General features: G+C 54.6%; 22 protein-coding genes. All 22 read left to right on the top strand.

Going from position 1 to position 22,813, the window contains the following annotated elements; genetic code table 11:
- The first annotated feature begins 4 nt into the window (after window positions 1–4).
- The 22 genes from N7E73_RS06075 to N7E73_RS05970 all read left to right on the top strand — a co-directional run bounded on the left by N7E73_RS06075 (window position 5) and on the right by N7E73_RS05970 (window position 22,806).
- A complete protein-coding gene (locus N7E73_RS06075) occupies window positions 5–1,444 on the top strand; it encodes an acetaldehyde dehydrogenase (acetylating) (protein WP_432738146.1) in 1,440 nt (479 codons plus the stop codon).
- A gap of 104 nt (window positions 1,445–1,548) precedes the next feature.
- Window positions 1,549–1,833, top strand: a complete 285-nt coding sequence (gene eutM, locus N7E73_RS06070; RefSeq protein WP_432738145.1) for an ethanolamine utilization microcompartment protein EutM — start codon at window positions 1,549–1,551, stop codon at window positions 1,831–1,833.
- A 54-nt stretch (window positions 1,834–1,887) separates the two neighbouring features.
- On the top strand, window positions 1,888–2,667 hold the full coding sequence (locus tag N7E73_RS06065) for a phosphate propanoyltransferase (RefSeq protein WP_432738144.1): 780 nt from the start codon (window positions 1,888–1,890) through the stop codon (window positions 2,665–2,667).
- Between the two features lie 196 nt (window positions 2,668–2,863).
- On the top strand, window positions 2,864–3,679 hold the full coding sequence (gene eutJ, locus N7E73_RS06060; RefSeq protein WP_432738143.1) for an ethanolamine utilization protein EutJ: 816 nt from the start codon (window positions 2,864–2,866) through the stop codon (window positions 3,677–3,679).
- Between the two features lie 13 nt (window positions 3,680–3,692).
- A complete protein-coding gene (locus tag N7E73_RS06055) occupies window positions 3,693–4,292 on the top strand; it encodes a hypothetical protein (protein WP_432738142.1) in 600 nt (199 codons plus the stop codon).
- A gap of 10 nt (window positions 4,293–4,302) precedes the next feature.
- Window positions 4,303–4,578, top strand: a complete 276-nt coding sequence (locus N7E73_RS06050) for a EutN/CcmL family microcompartment protein (RefSeq protein WP_432738140.1) — start codon at window positions 4,303–4,305, stop codon at window positions 4,576–4,578.
- Complete coding sequence (locus N7E73_RS06045) at window positions 4,579–5,139, top strand: BMC domain-containing protein (RefSeq protein ID WP_432738139.1); 561 nt, start codon at window positions 4,579–4,581, stop codon at window positions 5,137–5,139.
- A gap of 2 nt (window positions 5,140–5,141) precedes the next feature.
- Entirely contained in the window at window positions 5,142–5,495 is a 354-nt protein-coding gene (locus N7E73_RS06040; RefSeq protein WP_432738138.1) for a hypothetical protein, read from the top strand.
- A gap of 29 nt (window positions 5,496–5,524) precedes the next feature.
- Window positions 5,525–6,634, top strand: coding sequence for a 1-propanol dehydrogenase PduQ (locus N7E73_RS06035; protein WP_432738137.1), 1,110 nt, complete (start codon window positions 5,525–5,527; stop codon window positions 6,632–6,634).
- A gap of 340 nt (window positions 6,635–6,974) precedes the next feature.
- Window positions 6,975–8,303, top strand: coding sequence for a 4Fe-4S dicluster domain-containing protein (locus N7E73_RS06030; protein WP_432738136.1), 1,329 nt, complete (start codon window positions 6,975–6,977; stop codon window positions 8,301–8,303).
- Window positions 8,304–8,482: 179 nt separating this feature from the next.
- Window positions 8,483–9,034 (top strand): BMC domain-containing protein, encoded by a 552-nt coding sequence (locus N7E73_RS06025; RefSeq protein ID WP_432738135.1) that lies wholly within the window; start codon window positions 8,483–8,485, stop codon window positions 9,032–9,034.
- Between the two features lie 73 nt (window positions 9,035–9,107).
- Entirely contained in the window at window positions 9,108–9,464 is a 357-nt protein-coding gene (locus tag N7E73_RS06020) for a BMC domain-containing protein (protein ID WP_432738134.1), read from the top strand.
- An 85-nt stretch (window positions 9,465–9,549) separates the two neighbouring features.
- Window positions 9,550–9,972 carry a EutP/PduV family microcompartment system protein gene (locus tag N7E73_RS06015; protein ID WP_432738133.1) on the top strand — a complete coding sequence of 141 codons (423 nt, stop codon included), beginning with the start codon at window positions 9,550–9,552 and terminating at the stop codon, window positions 9,970–9,972.
- 216 nt (window positions 9,973–10,188) lie between these two features.
- Entirely contained in the window at window positions 10,189–11,775 is a 1,587-nt protein-coding gene (tssA, locus tag N7E73_RS06010) for a type VI secretion system protein TssA (RefSeq protein ID WP_432738132.1), read from the top strand.
- A 44-nt stretch (window positions 11,776–11,819) separates the two neighbouring features.
- The gene (gene tssB, locus N7E73_RS06005) at window positions 11,820–12,302 is read left to right on the top strand and encodes a type VI secretion system contractile sheath small subunit (RefSeq protein WP_432738131.1); all 483 of its coding nucleotides are present in this window, start codon (window positions 11,820–11,822) and stop codon (window positions 12,300–12,302) included.
- A gap of 11 nt (window positions 12,303–12,313) precedes the next feature.
- Window positions 12,314–13,795, top strand: a complete 1,482-nt coding sequence (gene tssC / locus N7E73_RS06000) for a type VI secretion system contractile sheath large subunit (RefSeq protein ID WP_432738130.1) — start codon at window positions 12,314–12,316, stop codon at window positions 13,793–13,795.
- A 90-nt stretch (window positions 13,796–13,885) separates the two neighbouring features.
- Window positions 13,886–14,368: an Hcp family type VI secretion system effector gene (locus N7E73_RS05995; RefSeq protein WP_432738129.1), complete on the top strand. Its 483-nt coding sequence runs from the start codon at window positions 13,886–13,888 to the stop codon at window positions 14,366–14,368.
- Between the two features lie 74 nt (window positions 14,369–14,442).
- Window positions 14,443–14,862 carry a type VI secretion system baseplate subunit TssE gene (tssE, locus tag N7E73_RS05990; RefSeq protein WP_432738128.1) on the top strand — a complete coding sequence of 140 codons (420 nt, stop codon included), beginning with the start codon at window positions 14,443–14,445 and terminating at the stop codon, window positions 14,860–14,862.
- A gap of 240 nt (window positions 14,863–15,102) precedes the next feature.
- Window positions 15,103–16,833, top strand: a complete 1,731-nt coding sequence (gene tssF / locus N7E73_RS05985) for a type VI secretion system baseplate subunit TssF (RefSeq protein ID WP_432738127.1) — start codon at window positions 15,103–15,105, stop codon at window positions 16,831–16,833.
- Window positions 16,797–17,837 (top strand): type VI secretion system baseplate subunit TssG, encoded by a 1,041-nt coding sequence (gene tssG / locus N7E73_RS05980; protein ID WP_432738126.1) that lies wholly within the window; start codon window positions 16,797–16,799, stop codon window positions 17,835–17,837. The genes tssF and tssG overlap by 37 nt, the downstream gene beginning before the upstream one ends.
- Window positions 17,834–20,461, top strand: coding sequence for a type VI secretion system ATPase TssH (tssH, locus tag N7E73_RS05975; protein ID WP_432738125.1), 2,628 nt, complete (start codon window positions 17,834–17,836; stop codon window positions 20,459–20,461). Before tssG ends, tssH begins: the two co-directional genes overlap by 4 nt.
- A 23-nt stretch (window positions 20,462–20,484) precedes the next feature.
- Window positions 20,485–22,806, top strand: a complete 2,322-nt coding sequence (locus tag N7E73_RS05970) for a type VI secretion system Vgr family protein (RefSeq protein ID WP_432738124.1) — start codon at window positions 20,485–20,487, stop codon at window positions 22,804–22,806.
- The last annotated feature ends 7 nt before the right edge of the window (window positions 22,807–22,813 follow it).

The following is a 22,813-nucleotide window of genomic DNA, read 5'->3' as shown; positions in this document are numbered from 1 at the left end:
TCCCATGGTAGACAAGGATTTATTATCCATTCAGGAAGCCCGTTCACTGGTCCGTGCCGCCAAAAAGGCTCAGGCACAGATGCAGGAACTGGATCAGGAACGCATCGACGCCATTGTGAAGGCCATTGCAGATGCAGCATACGCCCAGGCCGAACCCCTTGCCGCCCTTGCGGTGGAAGAAACCGGATTCGGTAAGGTTGAGGACAAAAAGGCCAAGAACGTTCTGGCCAGCAAAAGCCTCTGGGAAGCGATCAAGGACATGAAGACCTTCGGTGTCCTGAAGGACGACAAGGAACACAAGATCGTGGAGATCGCCGTGCCTATGGGTGTTATCGCAGGGATCGTTCCCTCCACCAACCCCACTTCCACGACCATCTACAAATCTATGATCGCCCTGAAGTCCGGGAACGCCATTGTCTTCACCCCGCACCCCAGCGCGAAGAAGTGCATCGGCAAGACCGTTGAAATGATCCGTTCCGTGCTGCACGACTGCGGCGTGTGTGAAGATCTGGTCAGCGTCATGAGCGTGCCCACCATTCAGGGCAGCGGTGAACTCATGAAGGTTGCCGACCTTATCCTCGCCACCGGCGGTCCGGGTATGGTCAAGGCTGCATACAGCTCCGGTACCCCCGCTCTTGGTGTTGGAGCAGGTAACGTTCCTGCCTACATCGAAAGAACCGCGGACATCGAAGATGCCGTAGCCAAGATTTTCAAGAGCAAGACTTTCGACAACGGAACTGTCTGCGCATCCGAGCAGTCCATTGTAACCGAGCACTGCATTGCCGAGAAGGTCAAGGCTGCTCTCGCAGCCAACGGCGGTTACTTCCTGCACGGTGAAAACCTCACCAGGGTAAAGGCTGTAATGGAGCGTGCCAACGGTTCCATGAACCCTGATATAGTAGGCCGCGATGCTCAGTACATTGCCAAGCTGGCCGGAATTTCCGTGCCTGCCGGAACCCGTCTGCTCATTTCCGATGAAAAGGGAATCGGTCCCCGTTATCCCTTCTCCAAGGAAAAACTTACCGCTCTTCTCGGTTTCTACGTTGTTGAAGACTGGAAGGAAGCCTGTGAAACCTGCCATGCTCTTCTGGAAAACGGCGGCGTAGGGCACTCCCTGTCCATCCATTCCCACAATGAGGAAGTAATCCGCGAGTTCGGTTTGAAGAAACCCGTTTCCAGAATGCTGGTGAACACCCCGTCCACTCACGGCGCGGTCGGTCTCTCCACTTCACTGTTCCCCTCCTTCACCCTTGGATGCGGAACCGTGGGCGGCAGCTCCACTTCTGACAACGTGACCCCGCTGAACCTCATGAACATCAGAAGAATTGCCTACGATCTCGGCAACGTCTGCTGTGATTCCGCACCTGCAAAGACCGGTGCCGAGTCCATTGACGTGGAAGCTATCACCGCCATGATCGTCAAGCAGCTCAAAGCAATGGTTTAAGCAGGAAGCCCAAAACAGGCATCCTGAATTGAAATAGAACGTCATTCCCTTTCCGGGGAGTAGCAAACGGCCAAAGGCCGATAAACATTTAAAGGAGAACAAACATGTCATCTTCAAATGCACTGGGTATGATTGAAACCAAGGGCCTCGTCGGCGCAATCGAAGCAGCGGACGCAATGGTAAAAGCAGCTAACGTTACTCTGGTAGGTAAAAGCCAGGTTGGCGGCGGTCTGGTAACCGTTATGGTTCGCGGTGATGTTGGTGCTGTCAAGGCGGCAACCGATGCAGGCGCAGCAGCAGCCCAGAACGTTGGCGAACTGATCAGCGTTCACGTAATCCCCCGTCCTCACAGCGAAGTTGAAATCATCCTTCCCAAAGCTGAGGGCTAATTAATAGCAGCAAGTCACCGGAAAAGCTCTCCGTGACTACAGGATAGTGGAGGAGTGGCAGAACGTCCTGCCGCCCTCCGCTGCCCGACGAAATTGTGCAGACCGTTCGTACCGTGCCGCAAGCGCGATACCGGATTAACCAGATATTTTTCAAAGACTGAAATGAGCATGAACGAACAAGCCATCAATGAAATCATGGAAGGGGTCATCAAGGGTGTGATCCGGCAGCTCAAGGAACAGGCTCCTCATATTTCCGTGTCCGAACGCGCAGGGGAGCCCATCCCCGTAGAACTGTCCGCCCGCCACGTGCACCTGAGCGAGCATGATGCAATCGAACTTTTCGGCGGCCCCCTGACTCCGGTACGCGAACTGTCCCAGCCCGGACAGTTTCTCTGTCAGGAGCGGGTCCGTCTTATCGGTCCCAAGGGCGTAATGGACAACGTTGCCGTACTCGGCCCTGCACGTACCAGCTCACAGGTGGAAATTTCCAAGACCGATGCCCGTATCCTCGGCGTGGATGCACCGGTGCGCCAGTCCGGTGACATCAAGGGAACACCCGGAATCATCCTCGCTTCCCAGACCGGAATCGTCGGACTCGAAGAAGGCGTCATCATAGCAGCACGCCACATTCACATGGCTCCCGAAGACGGAGCAAAGTTCGGCGTGCATGACAACGACCGCGTGAGCGTGCGTCTGGACAGCGAGCGGCCTATTATTCTTGAAGACGTTGTTGTCCGCATCAACGACGCTTTCAAGCTGGCCATGCATATCGATCCGGACGAAGGCAACAGCGCAGGCTGGAACAAGACCGTTGCCGGGCAGATTGTCCGCTAGGACACTGCGCGGGATTGCCATTGTTTTGGCTGAAGCGCTTTGATGATCATTTTTGGCCTCCGGCGGGGAATTAATTCAAAAGCACGGCGTGATGAGCGAAGCGGCGAAGCCCCGATAAAAGGTTTTGGGATTCTTAAACCCTTTTGCAAAAGGGTTTAAGCCCCCGGAGGGTCGCCGAAGGCAACAGGATGTAAAAATGGATTTTTCAGCAATAGACCAGCAGATAAGCGCTCTTGAGGCCTGCATCGAGAACACAGTTCCGGTCAGTGCCGACGAGCAGCTCTTTGTAGGTGTGGACCTGGGAACCGCGTACATTGTGGTTGTGGTCCTGAACAGCAGGAAAGAGCCAGTGGCCTGTGCCATGGAATTTGCGCGGGTCATCAAGGACGGTCTGGTTGTGGACTACATGGGTGCAACCCGCATCACCCGCAAGCTGGTGGGTGAGTTGGAAGAGCGTCTGGGCCGCAAGCTCACCCATGCCGCCATTGCCGTGCCTCCGGGGACCGGAAAGAAGGACTGCACCACCCACCAGTACGTGGTGGAGGGCGCAGGCCTTGAGGTAACCAACATTCTTGACGAACCCACTGCGGCAAATGCCGTGCTGGGGCTGGAAAACGGCGTCATAGTGGACATCGGCGGCGGTACTACCGGGCTTTCAGTGCTTGAGAACGGCAAGGTTACCTATGTTGCCGATGAAGCTACCGGCGGAACCCATGTGACCCTTGTTCTTTCCGGCAGCTACAAAATCGGTTTCGAAGAGGCCGAGGCACTCAAGAAGGAAAAGGACCGCCAGAATGAAATTCTGCCGGTTGTCCGTCCGGTCATACAGAAAATGGGCACCATCGTCAGGAACCATATTTCCGGGCGCGATGTTTCGGCAGTTTATCTCGTAGGCGGAACCTGCTGCCTAAAAGATATGGAAAAAGTGGTGGAGAAGGAGGTCGGCAGACCTGTTTACAAGCCTGCAAACCCGTTTCTGGTCACCCCGCTGGGCATCGCCCTGAATTGTTAGGTTGGAGAAAAACATGAGCGTAGACGTAAACGAGCTGGTCAAGTCCATAGCCGCCGAGGTGCTGAAGCAGCTTCAGGGCGGGGACAAGCGTGAATGTGTGCTGGTTCTGGCCGAGCGCGACTGCCTCGTTGCGGAAAAGGTCCGTGACTGCGTGGGCGGGGAATACGAATATTTCTTTTACGGTGAGGATTCTCCCTGCGCCGGATTCAGCCGCTACATCGTACCATCCCTGTGTGTGTGCGAGATGTCCGACCTTGCGGTGGGCAAGGCTCAGGGCCGGATAATGACCGAGGTTCTGCGGCTGCTGCTTCTGGGCAGGACCGTGGAAGTCATTGAGTTCGGCTATCAGGCGTATGCGCAGACCGCTCCGGGGCCGCTGTATGCCCTGTATGAAGCCCATGAGAAGACCCTTGCGGGCTTCGGGCTCAGAAAATTTCAGCCTAAAGCTCCTGAAACCTTCAGGTTCCGGGAACATCTTGTCACCGAGAAAGTGGTCAGCAATGTCGCGGCACAGGGGGCATCTGTGCTTATTGTATCTCCCTCCGCACAGGTTACTCCTCTGGCTGCGGAAGCTGCCCGGAACCTGAACATCAACATCAGCAAGACTCTGTAAGGACCGGTTTATGATTATCTGCAAAGTGATCGGCAATGTCTGGGCTACCCGCAAGAAGGAAGCCCTGAGCGGGGAAAAGCTCATGGTCGTCCAGCGTATGGGACTTGATGATAAGCCTGCTGATGAAATTTTCGTGGCCGTGGACTGTGTTGGCGCGGGCATAGGCGAACAGGTGCTGGTTACCACCGGCAGCTCGGCGCGCATGGCCCTGCGTAACCACGAAGCTCCGGTAGATGCCGCAATCGTGGGCATCATCGACGAAGTTCAGGCCGCAGGGGCAAGGTAAGTGGATACCCTGGGCATTGTCGAAGCAAAGACCATCGCTTCGGGCGCGGCCCTTGCCGATGCCATGATGAAGGCGGCGGATATTGAACTGCTGCGCGCCTCCACCATCTGTTCAGGACGGTTCCTGATTTATGTGAGCGGAGACAGGGCAGCGGTCAACGCTTCCGTTGAGGCCGCCCAGGAAGCACCCCTCGCATCAGGGCGTGCGCTGAAGGGGGCTTTCGTCATCTCGCAGGTTGACCCGCAGGTTATGGCGGTTTTGAAAAAGGATGTCCCGCTTGAACAGGTCCGGGCTATCGGCATTGTGGAATGCCGCTGCGTTTCCGCCGGGGTTGTTGCTGCCGATGCCGCAGTGAAGCGTGCGGACATCGCACTGGCCCGTTTTGTGTCCGGGCAGGGCATAAACGGCAAATCATATTTCGTAATGAGCGGCGATGTGGCTTCGGTTCAGGAAGCCGCTGAAACTGCCCGGTCCGTACTGGGCAGCGACCTTGTGGATACAGTTGTCATCCCCGGTCCCGACCGCTCGGTCGTAAGGGCTCTTATCAAAGAGGTAAGCTAGATATGAAAAAGAAACTTATTGAAGTGCGCAATCTTGATTCCTTCATCTGCAAGGAAAGCGGCACCATTAACGTAGACAAATGCATGCTCCTGACTCCGGGCGCAAAGGACGAGCTGCGCAGAAGGAAAATCCGCATCGTTCACGTGGCTGATGCTTACGCCGAAGCCCATGCTGCGGATGTCCATGAAGCCGATGGTTGCGGCAATGCCAATTGCACCAAGGAAAAATGTGACGGTTGCGAAAGTCTGGTCATGGGTATCGCCGTGCTGCTCAAGGAAGAGTACGGGATCACCGACATGGCCCAGCTCAAGGAACTCAGTTTCAGCATTGCTGAAGCCGTAAAGGCTCATATTTAATCTCTCGCATCTGATTTATTGGAGAAACCGTGACTCAATTCTACGGTAAGACAAAGATCTGCTACGGTGATGACGCTCTGGAGACTCTGGAGGAAATCCCGGCAAAGCAGGCATTTATTGTAACCGACGCGTTCATGGTCAAGACCGGTTTTGTCAACCGGGTCAAGACCCATCTGGACCGCATGCGGATTCCCTGCATTGTTTTTGATGAAGTTGAACCGGATCCGTCCCTTGAGACCGTAATCCGGGGCGCAAAGCTTTTCCTGCAGCATCAGGCCGATCTGATAATCGCCATCGGCGGCGGTTCGCCCATTGATGCGGCCAAGGCCATTTCATTTTTTGCCGGTAAGGCCCTTGAAGGAAAAAGTAGGCCCACGCTGGTTGCCATTCCGACCACCAGCGGAACCGGTGCCGAGGTGACCAGCATTTCCGTGGTTACCGACAAGGTCAATGAGGTGAAGATTCCCCTTAACGACGAGCTGCTTATCCCGGACATGGCCATCCTTGACGCCCGGTTCACCCGCACCCTGCCCCCGCATGTTACCGCCGCGACCGGCATGGACGTGCTGACCCACGCCATCGAGGCCTATACCGCACGGCAGGCCAACGCCTTCACTTCCATCTACGCCCGGTACGCCATCCGCTATGTGTTCAAGTATCTCAAGCGGGCTTACCTGAACGGCGACGACATGGAAGCAAGGGAGCACATGCTGCTCGGGTCCTGCATGGCCGGTATGGCATTCAATAACAGCGGGCTGGGCATTACCCACAGCATAGCGCACAGTCTCGGCGGGATTTTCCATGTGCCGCACGGACTGGCAAATGCGGTCCTGCTCCCGCACGTTATCCGATTCAACAGCTTTGACGTGGGCATCCGCTATCACGAAATCGCCCAAATGCTGAAACTTCCGTCCGCAACCGTGGAGGAAGGAACCCGGTCGCTGGTCGATGCCGTCTGCGGGCTGAACGAGTCCATGGGCATCCCCAACAATGTGGGGGCGCTCAAGATCGACGAAAACGTCTTCCGGTCCAGCCTCGATACCATCGCGCGCAATGTTCTCGATGACATCTGCACCGAAGGAAATCCCAGAAGGCCGTCACGGGACGACATCAAGGATCTCCTGATCAAGGCATGGTAAATGCTGTTTATTTGATGCGCTTTGCGCTCTTGACAATTTGATTTTGCCTCCGGCGGCTCTCCGAGGGCGCCTTCGGCGGGACCAGAAGGGCTAAGCCCCTCTGGACTCCCTATCGGGCTTTCGCTCTATTGTATTGATGAGTTCTGCCGGGATGGGGAGCTGTGCTTCTCCGGCAATCCCGTCAGGGAAATAGATCCAGAAGCACGGCTTGATAAACGAAGCGGCGAAGCCCCGGTGAAAAAGTTTGGAAGAGTCCAGAGAAACCTTTTCAAAGGTTTCTTTGGCCCCCGGAGGGCTCCGGCAGGACCGCCGGAGTCAACAGACTGTAAAGGTGATTAAAATGGCTGCAAATATAGTGGAAACAATCAGGGCAACGGGTGTTGTCGGGGCCGGTGGGGCCGGACTTCCTACTCATGTCAAAGCCGAGGCAACCGTGGATACCGTTCTGGTCAACGGCGCATCCTGCGAGCCTCTGCTCATGAGCGACCCGTATCTTATGGAAGCCGAGATCGATACGGTTGTACGCGGTCTGGAAGCTATTCTTGACTGTACCAAGGCCGAGAAGGGCATCATCTGTCTTAAGGGCAAGCATGCCAAGGCTCTTGCTTCAGTCCGTGACGCCGTAGCCCGCGACACTTCCGGGCGTATCGACTTTTTCGAATTGAAAGATTTTTATCCTGCCGGTGACGAGCAGGTTATGGTTTATGAAGTGCTCGGCCGCACTGTGCCTGAACGCGGCATCCCGCTGCAGGTGGGCGCGGTGGTCAGCAATGTGGAATCCCTTTTCAACGTTGCCCGGGCCATGGACGGCAAGCCTGTCACCCACCGCTACCTGACTGTTGGCGGTGAAATCAGGAAGCCCATGGTGGTCAAGGTGCCTGTTGGAACCCTTGTTTCCGACGTGCTTGAATTCGCAGGCGGACCGACCATTTCCAAATACAAGGTTGTGGACGGCGGCCCCATGATGGGCCGGGTTCTGCCCGATACCAACCAGCCGGTGACCAAGACTACTAGCGGTCTGCTGGTTCTGCCCCCGGACCATAACGTTGTGGCGGGCAAGATCAAGGACCCGGAGAAAATCAGGCGTATCACCAACACCGTCTGTTGCCAGTGTTCGCGCTGTACCGACCTCTGTCCCAGAAACCTGCTGGGCCACTCCCTGCATCCTCACAAGCTGATGCGCGTGCTGGATGCCCATGTTCTGGAAAGCGAAACTGCCAAAGAGGCCCTGCTCTGCTCCGAGTGCGGAATCTGTGAGAAGTTTGCCTGCCCCATGATGGTTTCCCCCAGAGAGGTCAACGCTCAGATTAAGAAGGTGCTCATGCGTGAACGGATAACATGGCAGTCTTCCGGCAAGGAACTCAAGGCCAATCCGTACCGCGCAAGCCGTGCCATTCCGACCAAGAGACTGATTCAGAGGCTCAATCTGGCAAAGTACGATGTGCATCCCGGTTTTGCCGGTGAGTTCATCCCCTCGATGGTGACCCTGCCGCTGGGACAGCATATCGGTGCCCCGGCAACCTGCGTGGTATCCGTTGGCGACAAAGTCTGCTGCGGCGACCTGATCGGTGAAATTCCTGAGGGTGCAATGGGCGCAAGAATCCATGCCAGCATTGACGGCGTGGTGGAAAGCATTGCCGAAGGCAAAGTTACCATCAGGAAAGCGTAGTCAGAACCGGACTGCTTTTTCTCAGGTAAAATTCTCCGAATTGAGTCTGCGAAGCTTATTAAAAGTTTTTGAAGAGTCCAGAGAAACGTTTTTCAAAAAGTTTCTTTGGTCCCCGAAGGGCCGCCGGAGGCATCAATAAAAAGCGCAGAGCGCATCATCTTCTCTACAGGAGATATGAAATGAGTTTACGTACAATAGGTTGTGTTGAGCTGAACAGTGTAGCCGTAGGCATGCACGTGGCGGACGAGATGCTGAAGGCCGCTCAGGTGGAGCTGGTCATGGCCCGCCCGACCTGTCCGGGCAGATATATAGTAGTTGTAACCGGCGATACCGGTTCGATTAAGAGTTCCGTTGAAGTCGGCTGCGAGATCGGCGCGGACATGGTTGTGGATCACTTCACCATTGCCAGCGTGCATATGGACGTTATCCCGGCCCTGAACGGAACTTCCCTTGTTCCGAAGATCGATGCCCTCGGCGTGATTGAAACCTGCACCGCAGCATCGTGCATTCTTGCTGCTGACGCAGCGGCAAAGGCCGGTGATGTAGCCCTTATTGAAATCCGCATGGCCGCAGGTCTTGCCGGTAAAGCTTTCGTGACCATGACCGGCGACGTGGGCTCGGTCAACGCTTCCGTTGAAGCCGGAGTCGCCGGAGTCGGCGAATCCGGTCCGGTCCTCAGCCACGTGGTCATTCCGTCCCCCAGCGAGGGAATCAAGGCCCAGCTGATATAAAAGGACATGCCACCCGACCGGCACGTGCGTTTCCCCTTTGCGTACGTGCCGGACATATTTCAAGGAGTCGATCATGATGGATAACGGCGGCGCAAAGCAGCGCATCATTCAGGAATACGTACCCGGCAAGCAGGTGACCCTTGCCCATCTTATCGCCAGCCCGCACCGGGACATCTACCTCAAGCTCGGACTGGACGACAACGCGTCCGGGGCCATCGGCATCATGACCATCACTCCCAGCGAAGGCGTTATCATCGCCTCCGACGTTGCAACCAAGGCCGCTTCCGTCGAGATCGGGTTTCTGGACCGCTTCGGTGGATCGCTGCTGCTCCTCGGCGATGTTGCCAGTGTGGAAGCGGCCCTTCGCGCGGTCCTCGCATATTTTGAAGATACCCTGCATTATTCATCTGTTGAGATGACCCGGTCATAATTATAGAAGCAACCTTTTCAAAGGTTTCTTTGGCCCCCAAAAGGTTCCTCAAGCGATTTAGAGTTATCCCCGGACAGGTGTTTAAATGAAAAAGATGATGTTTGTAGGCGAAACACGGTCCGGTAAAAGTTCCCTGATAAAAGCCCTGTCGTTCGGTGACTATGTTCCCCGCCGGGCCATGGCGGTGGAATACTGCGGGCAGTTCATTAATACTCCGGGTGAGTTTCTGGAGAACAGCCGCTTTTATCATGCCCTGATAACCTCCTCGGCAGACTGTCATGTGCTGGTCATGGTGCAGGACGCGACCCGCAGAAGCAGTCTTTTCCCTCCTTTGTTCGCGTGCATGTTCAACAGAAAGGTTGTCGGCGTTGTAAGCAAAAGTGACGCTGCCGGGGCTGACTGCGATCTTGCGGCCAGATTCCTGCACAGTGCCGGAGCTAAGGACATCATCCGGGCAAGCGTTGTCAGCGGTGAAGGGGTGGATATGTTGAGGGCGTTGCTTAACTGAGGATAGATAAAATTGTTCATACTACCGGAGCCTTATGGCTATAGCAGGCCGACCAGCTTATCATTAAGCTGGTCGGCCTTTTTTGTTAGGCTTGAATAAATGATATGGATGATTTGCTATCTTTTGGCCTATGATCTAAGATGTCCTGTAGCTTGGATAGTAATGGTTACGGTTAAACGTTGTTAAAGCGCGATGTTAAAGCGTTGAGGGGAATTGATGGAACTTCTTGATCTTGGCAGAAAACCTGTCAGTGATGTCAGTCCGTCAGGGGACGATGCCCGTTACGAGCCTGAATACGATCAGTTGCAGCAGGAGATCGACAAACTTGCCAGTGCTACGGCTGGGGGAGCGGTTGACTGGAAGCATGTTGTCAAGCTCAGCTCTGCCATTCTGCTGAATAAATCCAAGGACCTCAAAGTTGCTTCCTATCTGGGGGTCGGGCTTTTGCAGCTCAAGGGCATTGACGGCCTTTCTGCCGGAACTCAGATACTTCTCGATCTGGTCACCAATTTCTGGGATACCCTTTATCCTTCCAAAAAACGTATACGTGGAAGATTCGGCCCTGTTGAGTGGTGGATCGAAAACGCTGAAAAATTTCTCAAGAGTTATGATGGCCCGGTGCTGCCGAAGGCAACGGTGGACCTGCTGGATAAGCGGATAAACGATCTCGACGGGGCTTTGTCGGAAAAATCCGATGAAGCGCCCATGCTCAGGGATCTTTCAGGGTATGTGCAGCACCTTCCCATGGAGGAGGAAAAGGCTCCGGAACCGGAAGCTGCTGCGGCTGAGCAGGCTCCATCAGCGGCCCCACCATCCGCTGTCTCCGCAGACGCTTCTCCTGCATCAGGTCCAGCCTACTCCATGTCTGCTCAGGCAGCCGTGGCTGTGGGCAATATTTCCAATCCGGATGAATGTGCCGGAGGCCTCAGGGCCGGTTTGGCCAGCCTTGCTCCGGTGTCGGAGTATCTTCTCGCCAATGATCTCAGGGATTGCAACGGTTACAGGCTGCGCAGGCTTGCAGCCTGGATGCCGATAGCCGCTCTCCCGCCGGCGCAGAACGGGCAGACCATGATTCCGGCCCCCGACGGGCCGGTCAAGGACTCCATCGCCAGCCAGCTTAAGGGCGGCGACTATGCCGGAGCCCTGCGTGCATCCGAGTCTCTCGTCGGTGAATATCTTTTCTGGCTCGATTTGAGCCGCATGTCTGCCGAGGCCCTGAAGGGGATGGGCGAGGGCTTTTCGGATGCTCTGGCCGGACTGGAGACGGAAGTTGAGCTTTATGTGAAACGACTCCCCGGACTGGCCGGAATGAGTTTTGCGGACGGAACTCCCTTTGCCGATCCCAAGACCCGGTCATGGCTTCAGTCCATCGGCAGGGCCAAGGGCGGTGCTGCCGGAGATGCTGGCGAGAAGGGTGACGGTACTGCGGAAATTATGGACCGCGCCGCGCAACTTGCAGCGGACAAGAAACTGTTTGACGCAGTCTCCCTTGTTTATGATAGTGTTAACAGGTCTCCCTCCGTTCGGGCCCGCTTTCGTTTGCAGAGCGGGTTGACCGGGTTGCTTTCCGGTGAGGGGCAGGCAGGCGTTGCACTGGTTCATGCCGAATGTCTGCTTGAGCATCTTGACCGCTACGGTCTTGAGGAATGGGAACCTGAACTTGCCCTGTCCGGCCTGCTGGCTGCTTACGGTGCATTTGTCGCCGAGGGCGGGCCAGATTCCGGGACAAGAAGCGCGGAGATTTTGCAGCGCATCAGCAGGATCAGTCCTGCCGAAGCTTTGAAAATAAACGGATTTAACTGACGTTTTGAACTGTTCAGAGAAACTATTCAGCGGAGGTCTTGAATATGGCTAAAGAAGGTTCAGTTGCTCCCAAAGAGCGGGTCAACATTGTTTACAAGCCCGAGACAGGGGATGCCAAGGAAGAGGTTGAGCTTCCTCTCAAACTGCTGGTGGTAGGAGACTTCACCCAGAAGGAAGATGACCGGATGGTCGAGGACCGGGATCCGGTAAATATCGACAAGGACAACTTCAACGAGGTGCTTAAGGCACAGGATCTTGAACTTAAGATCGGCGTTGACAACAAGCTTGGCGGTGACCCGGATGCTCAGATGGCCGTTAATCTCAAATTTGAGAGCCTCAAGGATTTCGATCCGGACCAGATTATAAATCAGGTTCCGGAGCTTCAGAAGCTCATGGAGCTGCGCGAGGCGCTGAAGGCCTTAAAGGGACCTCTCTCCAACGTGCCGGAATTCAGGAAAAAAGTGCAGGGGCTTGTCGCCGATGAAGGCGCCCGCGAACGCCTGCTCAAAGAACTTGGAATCGAGTAGGGGGAAGATCGATGGCAGAAGAGAAACTTGAACAACAGCAACAAGTGGAAAGCACCTCCGAAGTCTCGCTCCTTGATGATATTGTCGAGGCAACAAAGCTTAAACCGGACGACGAGGCCTATTCCGTAACCAAGGCCGGGCTGCAGGCCTTCCTTGAGGAAATGGTGAAACCGGAGCGCGAAGGCGCAAAGGTTTCCGGCAATCTTGTGGACGACATGCTGGCACAGATTGACCAGAAGCTGTCCGCACAGATGGACAGTATCATCCACAACAAGGAATTCCAGCAGCTGGAATCCTCGTGGCGTTCGCTCAAATTCCTGGTGGACCGTACTGATTTCCGGGAAAACGTGCGCATTCAGATAATGAACGTATCCAAGCAGGATCTGCTGGACGATTTTGACGATGCTCCGGAAATCACCAAGTCCGGACTCTACAAGCAGGCATATACTGCGGAGTATGGACAGTTCGGCGGTCAGCCTTTTGGGGCTATTGTCGGGAACTATGATTTCGGTCCCGGACCGCAGGATATGAAACTTTTGCAGTATACGGCTTCAGTAGCGGCCATGGCCCATGCGCCGTTTATCGCTGCTGCCGGACCGGAGTTTTTCGGCATTGAAAAATGGAGTGAGCTGCCCAACCTCAAGGATCTGAAATCCATTTTTGAGATGCCGCAATACGCTAAATGGAACTCCTTCCGTGAATCTGATGATTCCCGCAACGTAGGGCTTACCCTGCCCAAGTTCCTGCTGCGCCTGCCTTACGGTCAGGACACACTTCCGGCCAAGAGCTTTAATTATCAGGAATCCGTTTCCGACGGCGATGATGATTTCTGCTGGGGCAACACCGCTTTTGCCTTTGCCTCCAAGCTTACCGATTCCTTTGCGAAATACCGCTGGTGCGCAAATATCATCGGCCCGCAGGGTGGTGGTGCTGTAGAGGATCTTCCTCTCTATCAGTATGAGGCCATGGGCGCGGTGCAGACCAAGATTCCCACACAGGTGCTCCTTTCCGAGCGCAGGGAATACGAACTGGCCGAGGAAGGATTCATCGGCCTGACCATGCGCAAGGGCAGCGACAATGCAGCCTTCTTCTCAGCCAACTCCTGCCAGAAGCCGAAATTCTTCGGAATCAGCAAGGAGGGCAAGGAGGCCGAGCTCAACTACAAGCTTTCCACTCAGCTCCCCTACATGATGATAATGGACCGTCTGGCCCATTACATCAAGGTTATCCAGCGCGAGAATATCGGTACCTGGAAGGAGCGCGGAGATCTGGAACGTGAACTCAATACCTGGATTTCCCAGTACGTTACCGAAATGGACAACCCCGCACCCAGTGTGCGCAGCCGCAGGCCCCTGCGTATGGCCAAGATCGAGGTCAGCGATGTGGAAGGCGATCCGGGCTGGTATCAGGTGTCCCTGAAGGCCCGTCCGCACTTCAAGTACATGGGCGCGGCTTTCACCCTGTCACTGGTGGGCAAACTGGAGAAGGAATAACAGCGTAGAAGGGGTCCGGCTGCCGTGCGGCGTAACCGCAGCAGCCACTGAACAGCTCAACCTTTAACCGGCAATTTCAAGGAGAAGGTTATGGCACTTACTTCGTATATGAAGGTCACAGGCAAGACTCAGGGACAGATCAAGGGTGACTGCACCCAGACTGGAGACAAAAAAGACACCATGCTTGTTTACGGGCTGGATCACAATGTGGAAATCCCCAAGGATACCCATACCGGTCTGCCTACCGGACAGCGCATCCACCAGCCTTTCACAGTTACCAAACACGTGGACAACGCATCCCCCAAACTGGCCCAGGCCTGCTGCAAGGGTGAGCAGCTCACAGTTCAGATCGACCATTACCATATCGACGCAACAGGTGTGGAAAAGAAGTACTACACCATCAAGATGGAAGAAGCCATCATCGTTAACCTGCACAACTACAAGCCGCTGACCTTTGTCACCGACAACAAGCCCTACCATGACATGGAAGAAGTCAGCTTCACCTATTCCAAAATCACCTGGACTTATGCCGACGGCAACATTGAATACACCGACGACTGGAAAGCCAGTTAGAAATGAATTGAAGCGGGGAGCTCAGGTGCTCCCCGCTTTGACAGGACACAGGCTGTCCATTTTACGGAGGTATTTTGAGCGGACAGAGGTTGCTTGAACGCATACGGTTCATGGAACAGGATCCGGACTGGCGTGATTCGGCAGAGCCGGGGCAGGTCGTTAAATCCATTCTGGATTACCTGCGGCTGATACTGAACACCCGGCAGGGAAATGCCCAGATCGCCCCTGATTTCGGGGTACCTGATTTTACGTCCATGATCGGGGCTACAGGGCTGGATGCGGTGCGCGGCATCGAGGAGGCCATGACCGAGGTTATCCTCAAATATGAGCCGAGGCTGTCCAATGTGAATATCCAGTTCGTACCGGAAGAGGATAATCCACTGTCTCTCCATTTCAAGCTGCAGGGGAAGCTGGCCCTTGAAGAAAATGAACTGCCGGTGGTTTTTGAAACGGTTCTTGACCCGGACGGCCTGATTTCGGTCAAGGACAGCTAGAGTTATTTTGTAAGCAGTGAATTTGAGCCGTTTTCAGGAAAATTGAAACAAGTTGTAAATTCTGCGGTTGTGTATCTTTCTCTGTGCAATTTTGGCATTTGAAACGGCTGAACCTTATTGAAAGGTTTTGGGATTCTTAAACCCTTTTGCAAAAGGGTTTAAGCCGCCGGAGGCAAAATCAGATAGCCAAAGTGCACAGCGCATCAAAGCCAGCCCTACAGGTCCGCCGGAGGCATCTGGATGATTGAGAAGTATTATCAGAGGGAACTGAGCCATCTGCGCGAACTTGCGGTGGAGTTTTCCAAAACCCATCCCGCGCTTGCGCCCATGCTTACCGGTCAGGGAGCTGACCCGGACGTGGAGCGTCTTCTGGAAGGTTCGGCCTTCATGTCCGGCATGATCAACCAGAAGCTGGATGACGAGTTTCCGGAGATAGTCCACGGGCTGGTGCAGCTGATTTTCCCGCACTACCTGCGCCCTATCCCCTCAACAACAATTGTCAGGTTCACGCCCAAACCGAGCCTTATGGAGAGCCTGCACGTTCCTGCCGGGTCACAGCTTGCATCCATCCCGGTGGGCGGAACTCCGTGTACTTTTTCCACAACTTTCGACGTGGAACTTCATCCCCTTTCCATAACCGATGTTCAGCTCGTGCAGGGGGTGGGCAGTTCAGGAACACTGACCATCAGCCTGGAACTGAAAGGAATCGGGCTTGACCAATGGGATGTTTCCAGCCTGCGCTTCCATCTTCCCGGGGATTCTGCCGCAGCTTCCATGCGCTATAAATTCCTTTTCAACTACATCCGCTCCATTCAGGTCAGCTCCGAGGGGGGAAGTCTCGCCGTTCTGCCGACCAGAAACCTGAAACCGGTCGGTTTTGAGGACGATGAGGCCTTGCTGCCGTATCCGTCTCAGGCTTTTCCCGGATACAGAATTCTTCAGGAATATTTCATTCTTCCTGAAAAGTTTCTTTTCTTTGAAGTTACCGGGCTTGAGAACTGGCGCAATCGCGGTAAGTCCGGGAAGTTCAAAATAATACTGGAACTTGAGAGGATTCCCCAGAATTTCAACCGGTTTTCCAAGGATGACCTGTGCCTTTTCGCCACGCCGGCCATCAACCTTTTCAAGCGTGACGCGGAACCGGTTGTGCTGGACCACAAAAGGCCGGAATATCAGGTCCGCCCGTCAGGTGATTCCGGTGGAGACTACGAAGTTTATTCCGTGGACTCTGTGGTCGGCTATGTGCAGGGGACAGTGGAAGAGAAACCGTACAAGCCTTTCCATATGTTCAATCCGCAGGCAGGGTCCCTTCCGGTCTATACCGTTCATCACCGCCGTTCTGCGGTGCGGGACAAGACGGATCTTTTTGTTTCAGTGGCCTATCCGTCCGAGGGCAGGGAACCATCAACCGAAACCCTATCCATGGCGCTGACCTGCACCAACGGCAATCTCCCGGAGAAACTGCGCTACGGCGATATATGCAAGCCGACGGCCACCTCTCCGGAACTTGCTTACTTTGAAAATATCCGCCAGCCGACATCCCCGGTACAGCCGCCGCTGGGCCGAAACCTGCTCTGGCGTCTGCTCTCGCATCTTTACCTCAATTACCTGTCCGTGGCCGATGTGGAGAGTCTGCGGGCCATGGTCAAGCTTTACGTCTTCACCGACACCCGTGATCGCGGGGCAGTGGTGGCCAACACCAAACGGGTCGAGGCCATCTCCGGCATGGAAGTACATGAGGGAGACCGGCTGGTACGCGGTCTGGTCATGCGCGGACGGGATATCCGCATGTCGCTCAACTGTGACGGATTTGCCAACAGCGGAGATCTTTACCTGTTCGGCTCGGTCATGAACCGTTTCTTTTCCGGATACGCTTCGGTCAACTGTTTCACCAGGCTGACAGTAGAGGATACCCTGAACAAGGAGATTTATAAGTGGATTGCGATGATCGGAAACCGTCCTCTGCTGTAATCGGAAACCTGCTCGAGAATCCGACCGGGTATTCCTTTTTTCAGGCGATACGTCTGTTGCGGCTGCATTCGCATTCCTGCACCGGCAAGGAGCTTGAGGCTTTTTACAGAGATCATCTGCGGGTCCGTCCGCAACTCTCTCTGGGCTTTCCGGCCACCGACCTGAGCGATATCGGGCAGGAGGAGAGGGACGGCGGGGACATCTATCATCTTGAAGCGACGTTTCTCGGTCTTTACGGGGCTTCTTCACCGCTGCCGGTTTTTTATACCGAGGAACTGCTGGCAGAGGCTTCCGATGACAAGTCGGTGACCCGTGATTTTGTCGATATTCTGAACAATAACGCTTACGTCCAGTTCTTCCGTGCCTGGAGCCGTTCCCGGCTGATGATCAAGGCTGTGGATGAAAAGGACAGTTCCTGGCTGGAACGGCTGAGCTGTCTGCTCGGTTACGGGCATTACAAGGCGTTTTCCCATGTTCCGCCCGAGTGCCGCCGTTTCCGTCACATAGGCCTTTTGACTCAGTATCCGCGCAGTGCGCTCGGCCTCGAAACCCTGCTCAAGGATTCGCTGAACCATTCGGACATCCAGATTGAGCAGTGTGTACTGCGCAAGGTCAAGCTGCCAGAGGACCAGCTTTTCTGTCTCGGGGAAAGTTCCAATGTGCTTGGAGAACGGTCCTGGATCGGAGAGGAACTGGAAGACCGTAACAGCAAATTCGCTATTGAAATAAAGAATCTTGATTCGGGCCGCTATCACCAGCTGCTGCCCGGAGATGGAGACGGCGATATGCTGGACAACCTTGTGCGCGGCTATCTTGTAGAGCCGTTCCAGTATGATCTTGTTCTGGAAATGAAGCCGGGAGAGGCCAATACCGTAGTGCTCGGTGGAGAAGGGTGGGCGTGCCTCGGCTGCGATACCTGGGTTTTTGCCGGAGAACACCTTGAACATGCAAAGGCGTCATTCCCCAATAAAGGCGGAAACGTCCATAAGAGGTTTGAATCATGATAAACGTAGACATCAGGAATCTGCTTTCGAAGTTGGACAATTTCAGCACCAATGCCCTGCACAACGCTGCGGGTCTCAGTGTTTCGCTCAGCAACTATGAAGTGTCCGTGGAACACTTTTTTCTGAAATGCATTGAGGATGTGAACAGTGACCTGCCGTTGATTTTCCGTCAGTACGGGGTAGAGACCGCCAGGGTGACAGCTACGCTTTCCGACGTGCTGCAGGATTTCAAGACCGGCAATTCCGGCAAACCCGTATTCTCTCCCATGCTTCTGGAACTGTTCGAGGACGCATGGCTTATCTCTTCCGTGGAACTCGGCGAATCACGCATCCGTTCCGGTGCCGTGCTGCTGGCGTTCCTTTCCAAACCAAATTTCTATGCCTCGGGCAACTATTCCAGCCTCCTGTCCGGCATAAACCGCGAAACCCTGCTCAAGGAATTCTGGGCCGTTGCCAAAGGCTCTGTGGAACACAAACAGCCTGCCGTCGCATCGGGTGCAGCCCCTGCAGGTCCGGCAAAGGGTGACGGCGGTTTTATTTCCCGCTTCTGTATAGATTTCACTGCCAAGGCGCGTGACGGGGGCATTGACCCGGTTTTCGGGCGTGACCCGGAAATGCGTCAGATGGTGGATATTCTGGCCCGTCGCCGCAAGAACAATCCTATACTCGTGGGTGAGCCCGGTGTGGGTAAGACCGCGGTTATCGAGGGACTGGCCCTGCGCATCACTGAAGGTGATGTCCCGGAAATCCTGAACGGCGTAACCCTGCTTGGTCTTGATATGGGGTTGCTTGAAGCAGGAGCAGGAATGAAAGGTGAGTTTGAGAACAGGCTCAAGGGGGTAATTGACGAGATCAAGTCCAGTGAAACTCCGATCATCCTGTTTATTGATGAGGCCCATACCCTTGTCGGTGCCGGAGGGTCCGCCGGGGGCGCGGATGCAGCAAACCTGCTCAAGCCAGCACTGGCCAGAGGTGAGCTGAAGACCTGTGCCGCCACCACCTGGACCGAGTATAAAAAATATTTTGAAAAGGACCCGGCCCTTGCCCGCAGGTTCCAACTGGTCAAGCTGGATGAGCCTTCGGTGGATACTTCCACGATCATCCTGCGCGGACTGCGCGAGAGCTATGAAAAGGCTCACAATGTTATTATCCGAGACGATGCCAACATTGCCGCCGCAGTGTATGCCGACCGTTACATTGCAGGCCGTTTCCTGCCTGATAAGGCTATTGATCTGCTTGATACCACCTGTGCCCGGGTGAAAGTGAACCTTTCGTCCAAACCCGGGGTACTGGAAGACTGCCAGCGCGTGGTTCAGGCTCTGGATCGGGAAAAAGCAGCTGTTGACCGTGACCGGATGAACGGTGTCGCAGTTGATGAGGATCGATACCGGAAACTGCTGGAAGAGATGGAGGCCAAAAAATCCGAGGCTGCAGAAATCAGCGAAAAGTGGCTCAAGGAGAAGGATGCCGCCCATGCCGTGCTGGACCTGCGCAGTCAGATTCAGGAAGCCGGAGACGATGAAGCGCAGATCGCGAAGCTCAAAGAAGAGCTGGACAAGGCTGATGCGGCTTTGGCCGTACTTCAGGACGGTAATCCCATGGTGCAGGTCGAGGTTACTCCTGACCTGGTAGGACGGGTTGTTTCCGACTGGACCGGAATTCCGGTGGGCAAGATGGCCCGCGACGAGGCCCGTGTCGTTGCCGATCTTGATGATCGCCTCAAGGCCAGAATCAAGGGGCAGGATCAGGGGCTTGCAGCCATTGCCGAAGTCATCAGGGCCTCCAAGGCCGGAATCAAGAATCCGGACCAGCCCATTGGCGTGTTCCTGCTGGTGGGACCTTCCGGTGTGGGCAAGACCGAAACCGGACTGTCTCTCGCCGACCTGCTTTTCGGTGACGAACGCTCCGTGGTTACCGTGAACATGAGTGAATTTCAGGAAAAGCATACCGTGTCCCGGCTGATCGGTTCGCCTCCGGGCTATGTTGGCTATGGTGAAGGCGGGATGCTCACCGAGGCTGTCCGCCGCCAGCCTTACAGCGTTGTCCTGCTGGATGAGGTTGAAAAGGCCCATCTGGACGTAATGAACACATTCTATCAGGTGTTCGACAAGGGCGTGCTTACCGACGGCGAAGGCAAGGACATCAACTTCAGGAACACCATAATCATCCTTACTTCCAACCTCGGCACGGATGTGATTCAGGAAATGACCGTCAGCGGGGATGAAATGCCCATGGACGCAGTTCTTTCCGCCGTTCGGCCCATTCTTTCTCAACATTTCAAGCCGGCACTGCTGGCCCGTATGAATGTGGTTCCCTACTTCAGCCTTGATCCCGATGCCATGAAGCTCATAACCCGGCTGAAGCTCGGCAAGCTGGAAAAGATGCTTCTTGCCAACAACAAGATGAAGATGAGCTATGACGAAACCGTGGTGGACCAGATTGCGGCTCGTTGTACCGAGGTTGAGACCGGTGCCCGCAACATTGAGTACATTCTGAACGGCAATGTACTGCCGAAGATGTCCAAGGAAATTCTGCTGCACATGACCGAAGGCGGAATGCCCGCGGCAGTGTCTCTCGGTGTGGGCGAAGACGGTTCTTTCACCATGGAATTTTCCGGGGAATAAAGACAGCATGAGAGGATAATTTTATGGCGGATACCTCAAAACCTAAATTTGCATTTGAATCCAAGGCGGTGGATAAGAACTCCTTCAGCGTGGTCCGCTTCCGGGGGACCGAGGGCCTTTCCACAATCTATCGGTTCAGCATCATGCTGATTTCCGAGAAGAGTGACCTTGATATCGGTGCCATCCTCCAGAACCCGGCAGAGTTCACCATCAAACGCGATGACGGGGATATCCCTTTCAAGGGCATGCTCAGTTCTTTTGAGCAGATGCATCAGGCCGGGAAGGTCTGCTTCTACCGGGCAGAGCTTGTTCCCAAACTCTGGTGGGCCACCCTGACCCATTGCAATCAGATTTTCCTGAATGAGACTCCGAAAGGCTTTCTCGGTGATGTGCTCAAGAAGGCAGGCCTCAAGGAAGGCTTGAGCTTTGATTTCAAGCTGCAGGGTTCATATCCCACCTGGGAATATGTCTGCCAGTATGATGAATCCCACTTCAACTTCGTGTCCCGCTGGATGGAGCGCGACGGGATGTACTACTACTTTGAGCAGACAGATCAGGGCGAAAAGATGGTGATAACGGACACTCATATTGCCCATTCCCCCATGAAGGAGGGCACGAGCCTGAGCTATTCCCCTCCAAGCAATCTGGACCATACCCATCGGGATGAAATCGTAAAGAATTTCATGCTCAAACAGCAGCCGTTACCTAAAAAGGTGCTGCTCAAGGATTACAACTATCTCAAGCCGAGTCTCGAAATGAAGGCTGAGGCGGTTGTATCTTCACAGGGCATGGGAGAGATCTACATTTACGGGGAACATTTCAAGACTCCGGATGAGGGAAGCCTGCTTGCCCGTATCCGCTCACAGGAATTCCTCTGCCGGGAGAAACTCTTTCACGGTGTTTCCACTGTTCCGTACATTCGCACCGGCTATATTTTCGAGCTGAAGGATCATTACCGCCAGGACTTCAACCAGCGTTACCTGACCACTGAAGTTTTGCACGAGGGAAGTCAGGAAGCCTATCTTGTTTCCGGTCTGGGCCTCAATCTTGCCGAGGATGCGGACAGGCTCTACTACAGAAATTCATTTACCTGCATTCCGGCGCAGACCCAGTTCCGCCCCGAGCGCAAGGCGGTGAAGCCGAAGTTTTCCGGAACGCTCAATGCAAAGGTGGATGCCTCCGGAAGCGGTCAGTACGCCGAGCTGGACAGTCAGGGCCGTTACAAGGTCATCATGCCTTTTGACGAGTCCGGGCGCAGCGGCGGTAAGGCCACAACCTGGCTGCGCATGGCCCAGCCTTACGGCGGAACCAATCACGGCATGCATTTCCCCCTGCACAAGGGGACCGAGGTCCTGATCACCTATATTGATGGTGACCCGGATCGTCCGATAGTGCAGTCCGCAGCTCCCAACCCGGAAAACCCCAGTCCTGTAAAGGACTCCAACCAGACAATGTGTCTTGTTACCACAGGCGGGCAGAACCTGATTCATTTTCAGGATAAGCAGGGGAGTGAGGGGATTCATCTCAAGACCCCAAAATCAAATACTTTTGTCAGACTTGGTTCTGCCAGTGCCGCCTCTGAATCCGGTGGTTCCGGAGAAGAAGACTCCGGTATGACTGAGGAAGAAGTAAAGAAGATTGCGGACGAGCAGATTGAAGAAAAGAAGGAAGAAGAGGCTCTTGTTCTTTCAACTGAAGGCAATATCAAAATCGGGGGCAAGAATATTGCCAGCTATGTGCTTGGCAATGAAAGTAAATTTGTCGGCGGTATTTCCAATGAGATTATTGCCGGGAATGATTTCAAGATGTTCTTGATAGGTAAGGAAGACGTTGTAATCGGCGGAGAACTGGGGGTCAAGGTCGGTCCCAGCAAGGAGATAGCCACCCATAAATCAGAACTGGAACTTGAGGTGGAAAAACTGCAGGGCGAGGTCAACCATATGTCCCTTGAACAGAACAGAATGTGTGTTGACCAGACCAACCTGAACGCCACCTGTGCGCAAATGCATGGTGACTTGAGTACATTGCAGGCGGAACATACGAACCTTGCCATGGATTATGATGAGCTTAAGGGGGCAACAGCCCAACTGGCGGGACAGTCCAGCAAACTGGCAGGAACAGTCGAAAAGGTCTGGGGAGAGATGGATACCGTGGCAGGCTGTCTGACCCATCTTTGCGGGGAAGTGACCGCGCTTGCGGGTGAGGACAACAAGATTGTCGGTGTCATGTCCAAAAGCATAGGCGAGACAACCAAGCTTGTAGGCAGTTCCTCCACTGTGACAGGTGAGACCAGCCAGATTTCCGGGGAAATGAACAACATCGCCGGGCTGATCAACAATATTTAGAGCCGGG

Source organism: Maridesulfovibrio sp. FT414, from assembly GCF_050916235.1.
Classification (GTDB): Bacteria; Desulfobacterota; Desulfovibrionia; order Desulfovibrionales; family Desulfovibrionaceae; genus Maridesulfovibrio.
Note: the sequence above shows the minus strand (reverse complement) of the source record. Positions and strands in the feature narration are given on the sequence as shown.

Coding starts and splice junctions, on each gene's coding strand:
- tssC (WP_432738130.1), top strand. CDS start 12,314: ATGGCAGAAGAGAAACTTGAACAACAGCAACAAGTGGAAAGCACCTCC.
- N7E73_RS06020 (WP_432738134.1), top strand. CDS start 9,108: ATGATGGATAACGGCGGCGCAAAGCAGCGCATCATTCAGGAATACGTA.
- N7E73_RS06030 (WP_432738136.1), top strand. CDS start 6,975: ATGGCTGCAAATATAGTGGAAACAATCAGGGCAACGGGTGTTGTCGGG.
- tssA (WP_432738132.1), top strand. CDS start 10,189: ATGGAACTTCTTGATCTTGGCAGAAAACCTGTCAGTGATGTCAGTCCG.
- N7E73_RS06050 (WP_432738140.1), top strand. CDS start 4,303: ATGATTATCTGCAAAGTGATCGGCAATGTCTGGGCTACCCGCAAGAAG.
- tssH (WP_432738125.1), top strand. CDS start 17,834: ATGATAAACGTAGACATCAGGAATCTGCTTTCGAAGTTGGACAATTTC.
- N7E73_RS05995 (WP_432738129.1), top strand. CDS start 13,886: ATGGCACTTACTTCGTATATGAAGGTCACAGGCAAGACTCAGGGACAG.
- N7E73_RS06040 (WP_432738138.1), top strand. CDS start 5,142: ATGAAAAAGAAACTTATTGAAGTGCGCAATCTTGATTCCTTCATCTGC.
- eutM (WP_432738145.1), top strand. CDS start 1,549: ATGTCATCTTCAAATGCACTGGGTATGATTGAAACCAAGGGCCTCGTC.
- tssF (WP_432738127.1), top strand. CDS start 15,103: ATGATTGAGAAGTATTATCAGAGGGAACTGAGCCATCTGCGCGAACTT.
- N7E73_RS06015 (WP_432738133.1), top strand. CDS start 9,550: ATGAAAAAGATGATGTTTGTAGGCGAAACACGGTCCGGTAAAAGTTCC.
- N7E73_RS05970 (WP_432738124.1), top strand. CDS start 20,485: ATGGCGGATACCTCAAAACCTAAATTTGCATTTGAATCCAAGGCGGTG.
- eutJ (WP_432738143.1), top strand. CDS start 2,864: ATGGATTTTTCAGCAATAGACCAGCAGATAAGCGCTCTTGAGGCCTGC.
- N7E73_RS06075 (WP_432738146.1), top strand. CDS start 5: ATGGTAGACAAGGATTTATTATCCATTCAGGAAGCCCGTTCACTGGTC.
- tssB (WP_432738131.1), top strand. CDS start 11,820: ATGGCTAAAGAAGGTTCAGTTGCTCCCAAAGAGCGGGTCAACATTGTT.
- N7E73_RS06025 (WP_432738135.1), top strand. CDS start 8,483: ATGAGTTTACGTACAATAGGTTGTGTTGAGCTGAACAGTGTAGCCGTA.
- N7E73_RS06055 (WP_432738142.1), top strand. CDS start 3,693: ATGAGCGTAGACGTAAACGAGCTGGTCAAGTCCATAGCCGCCGAGGTG.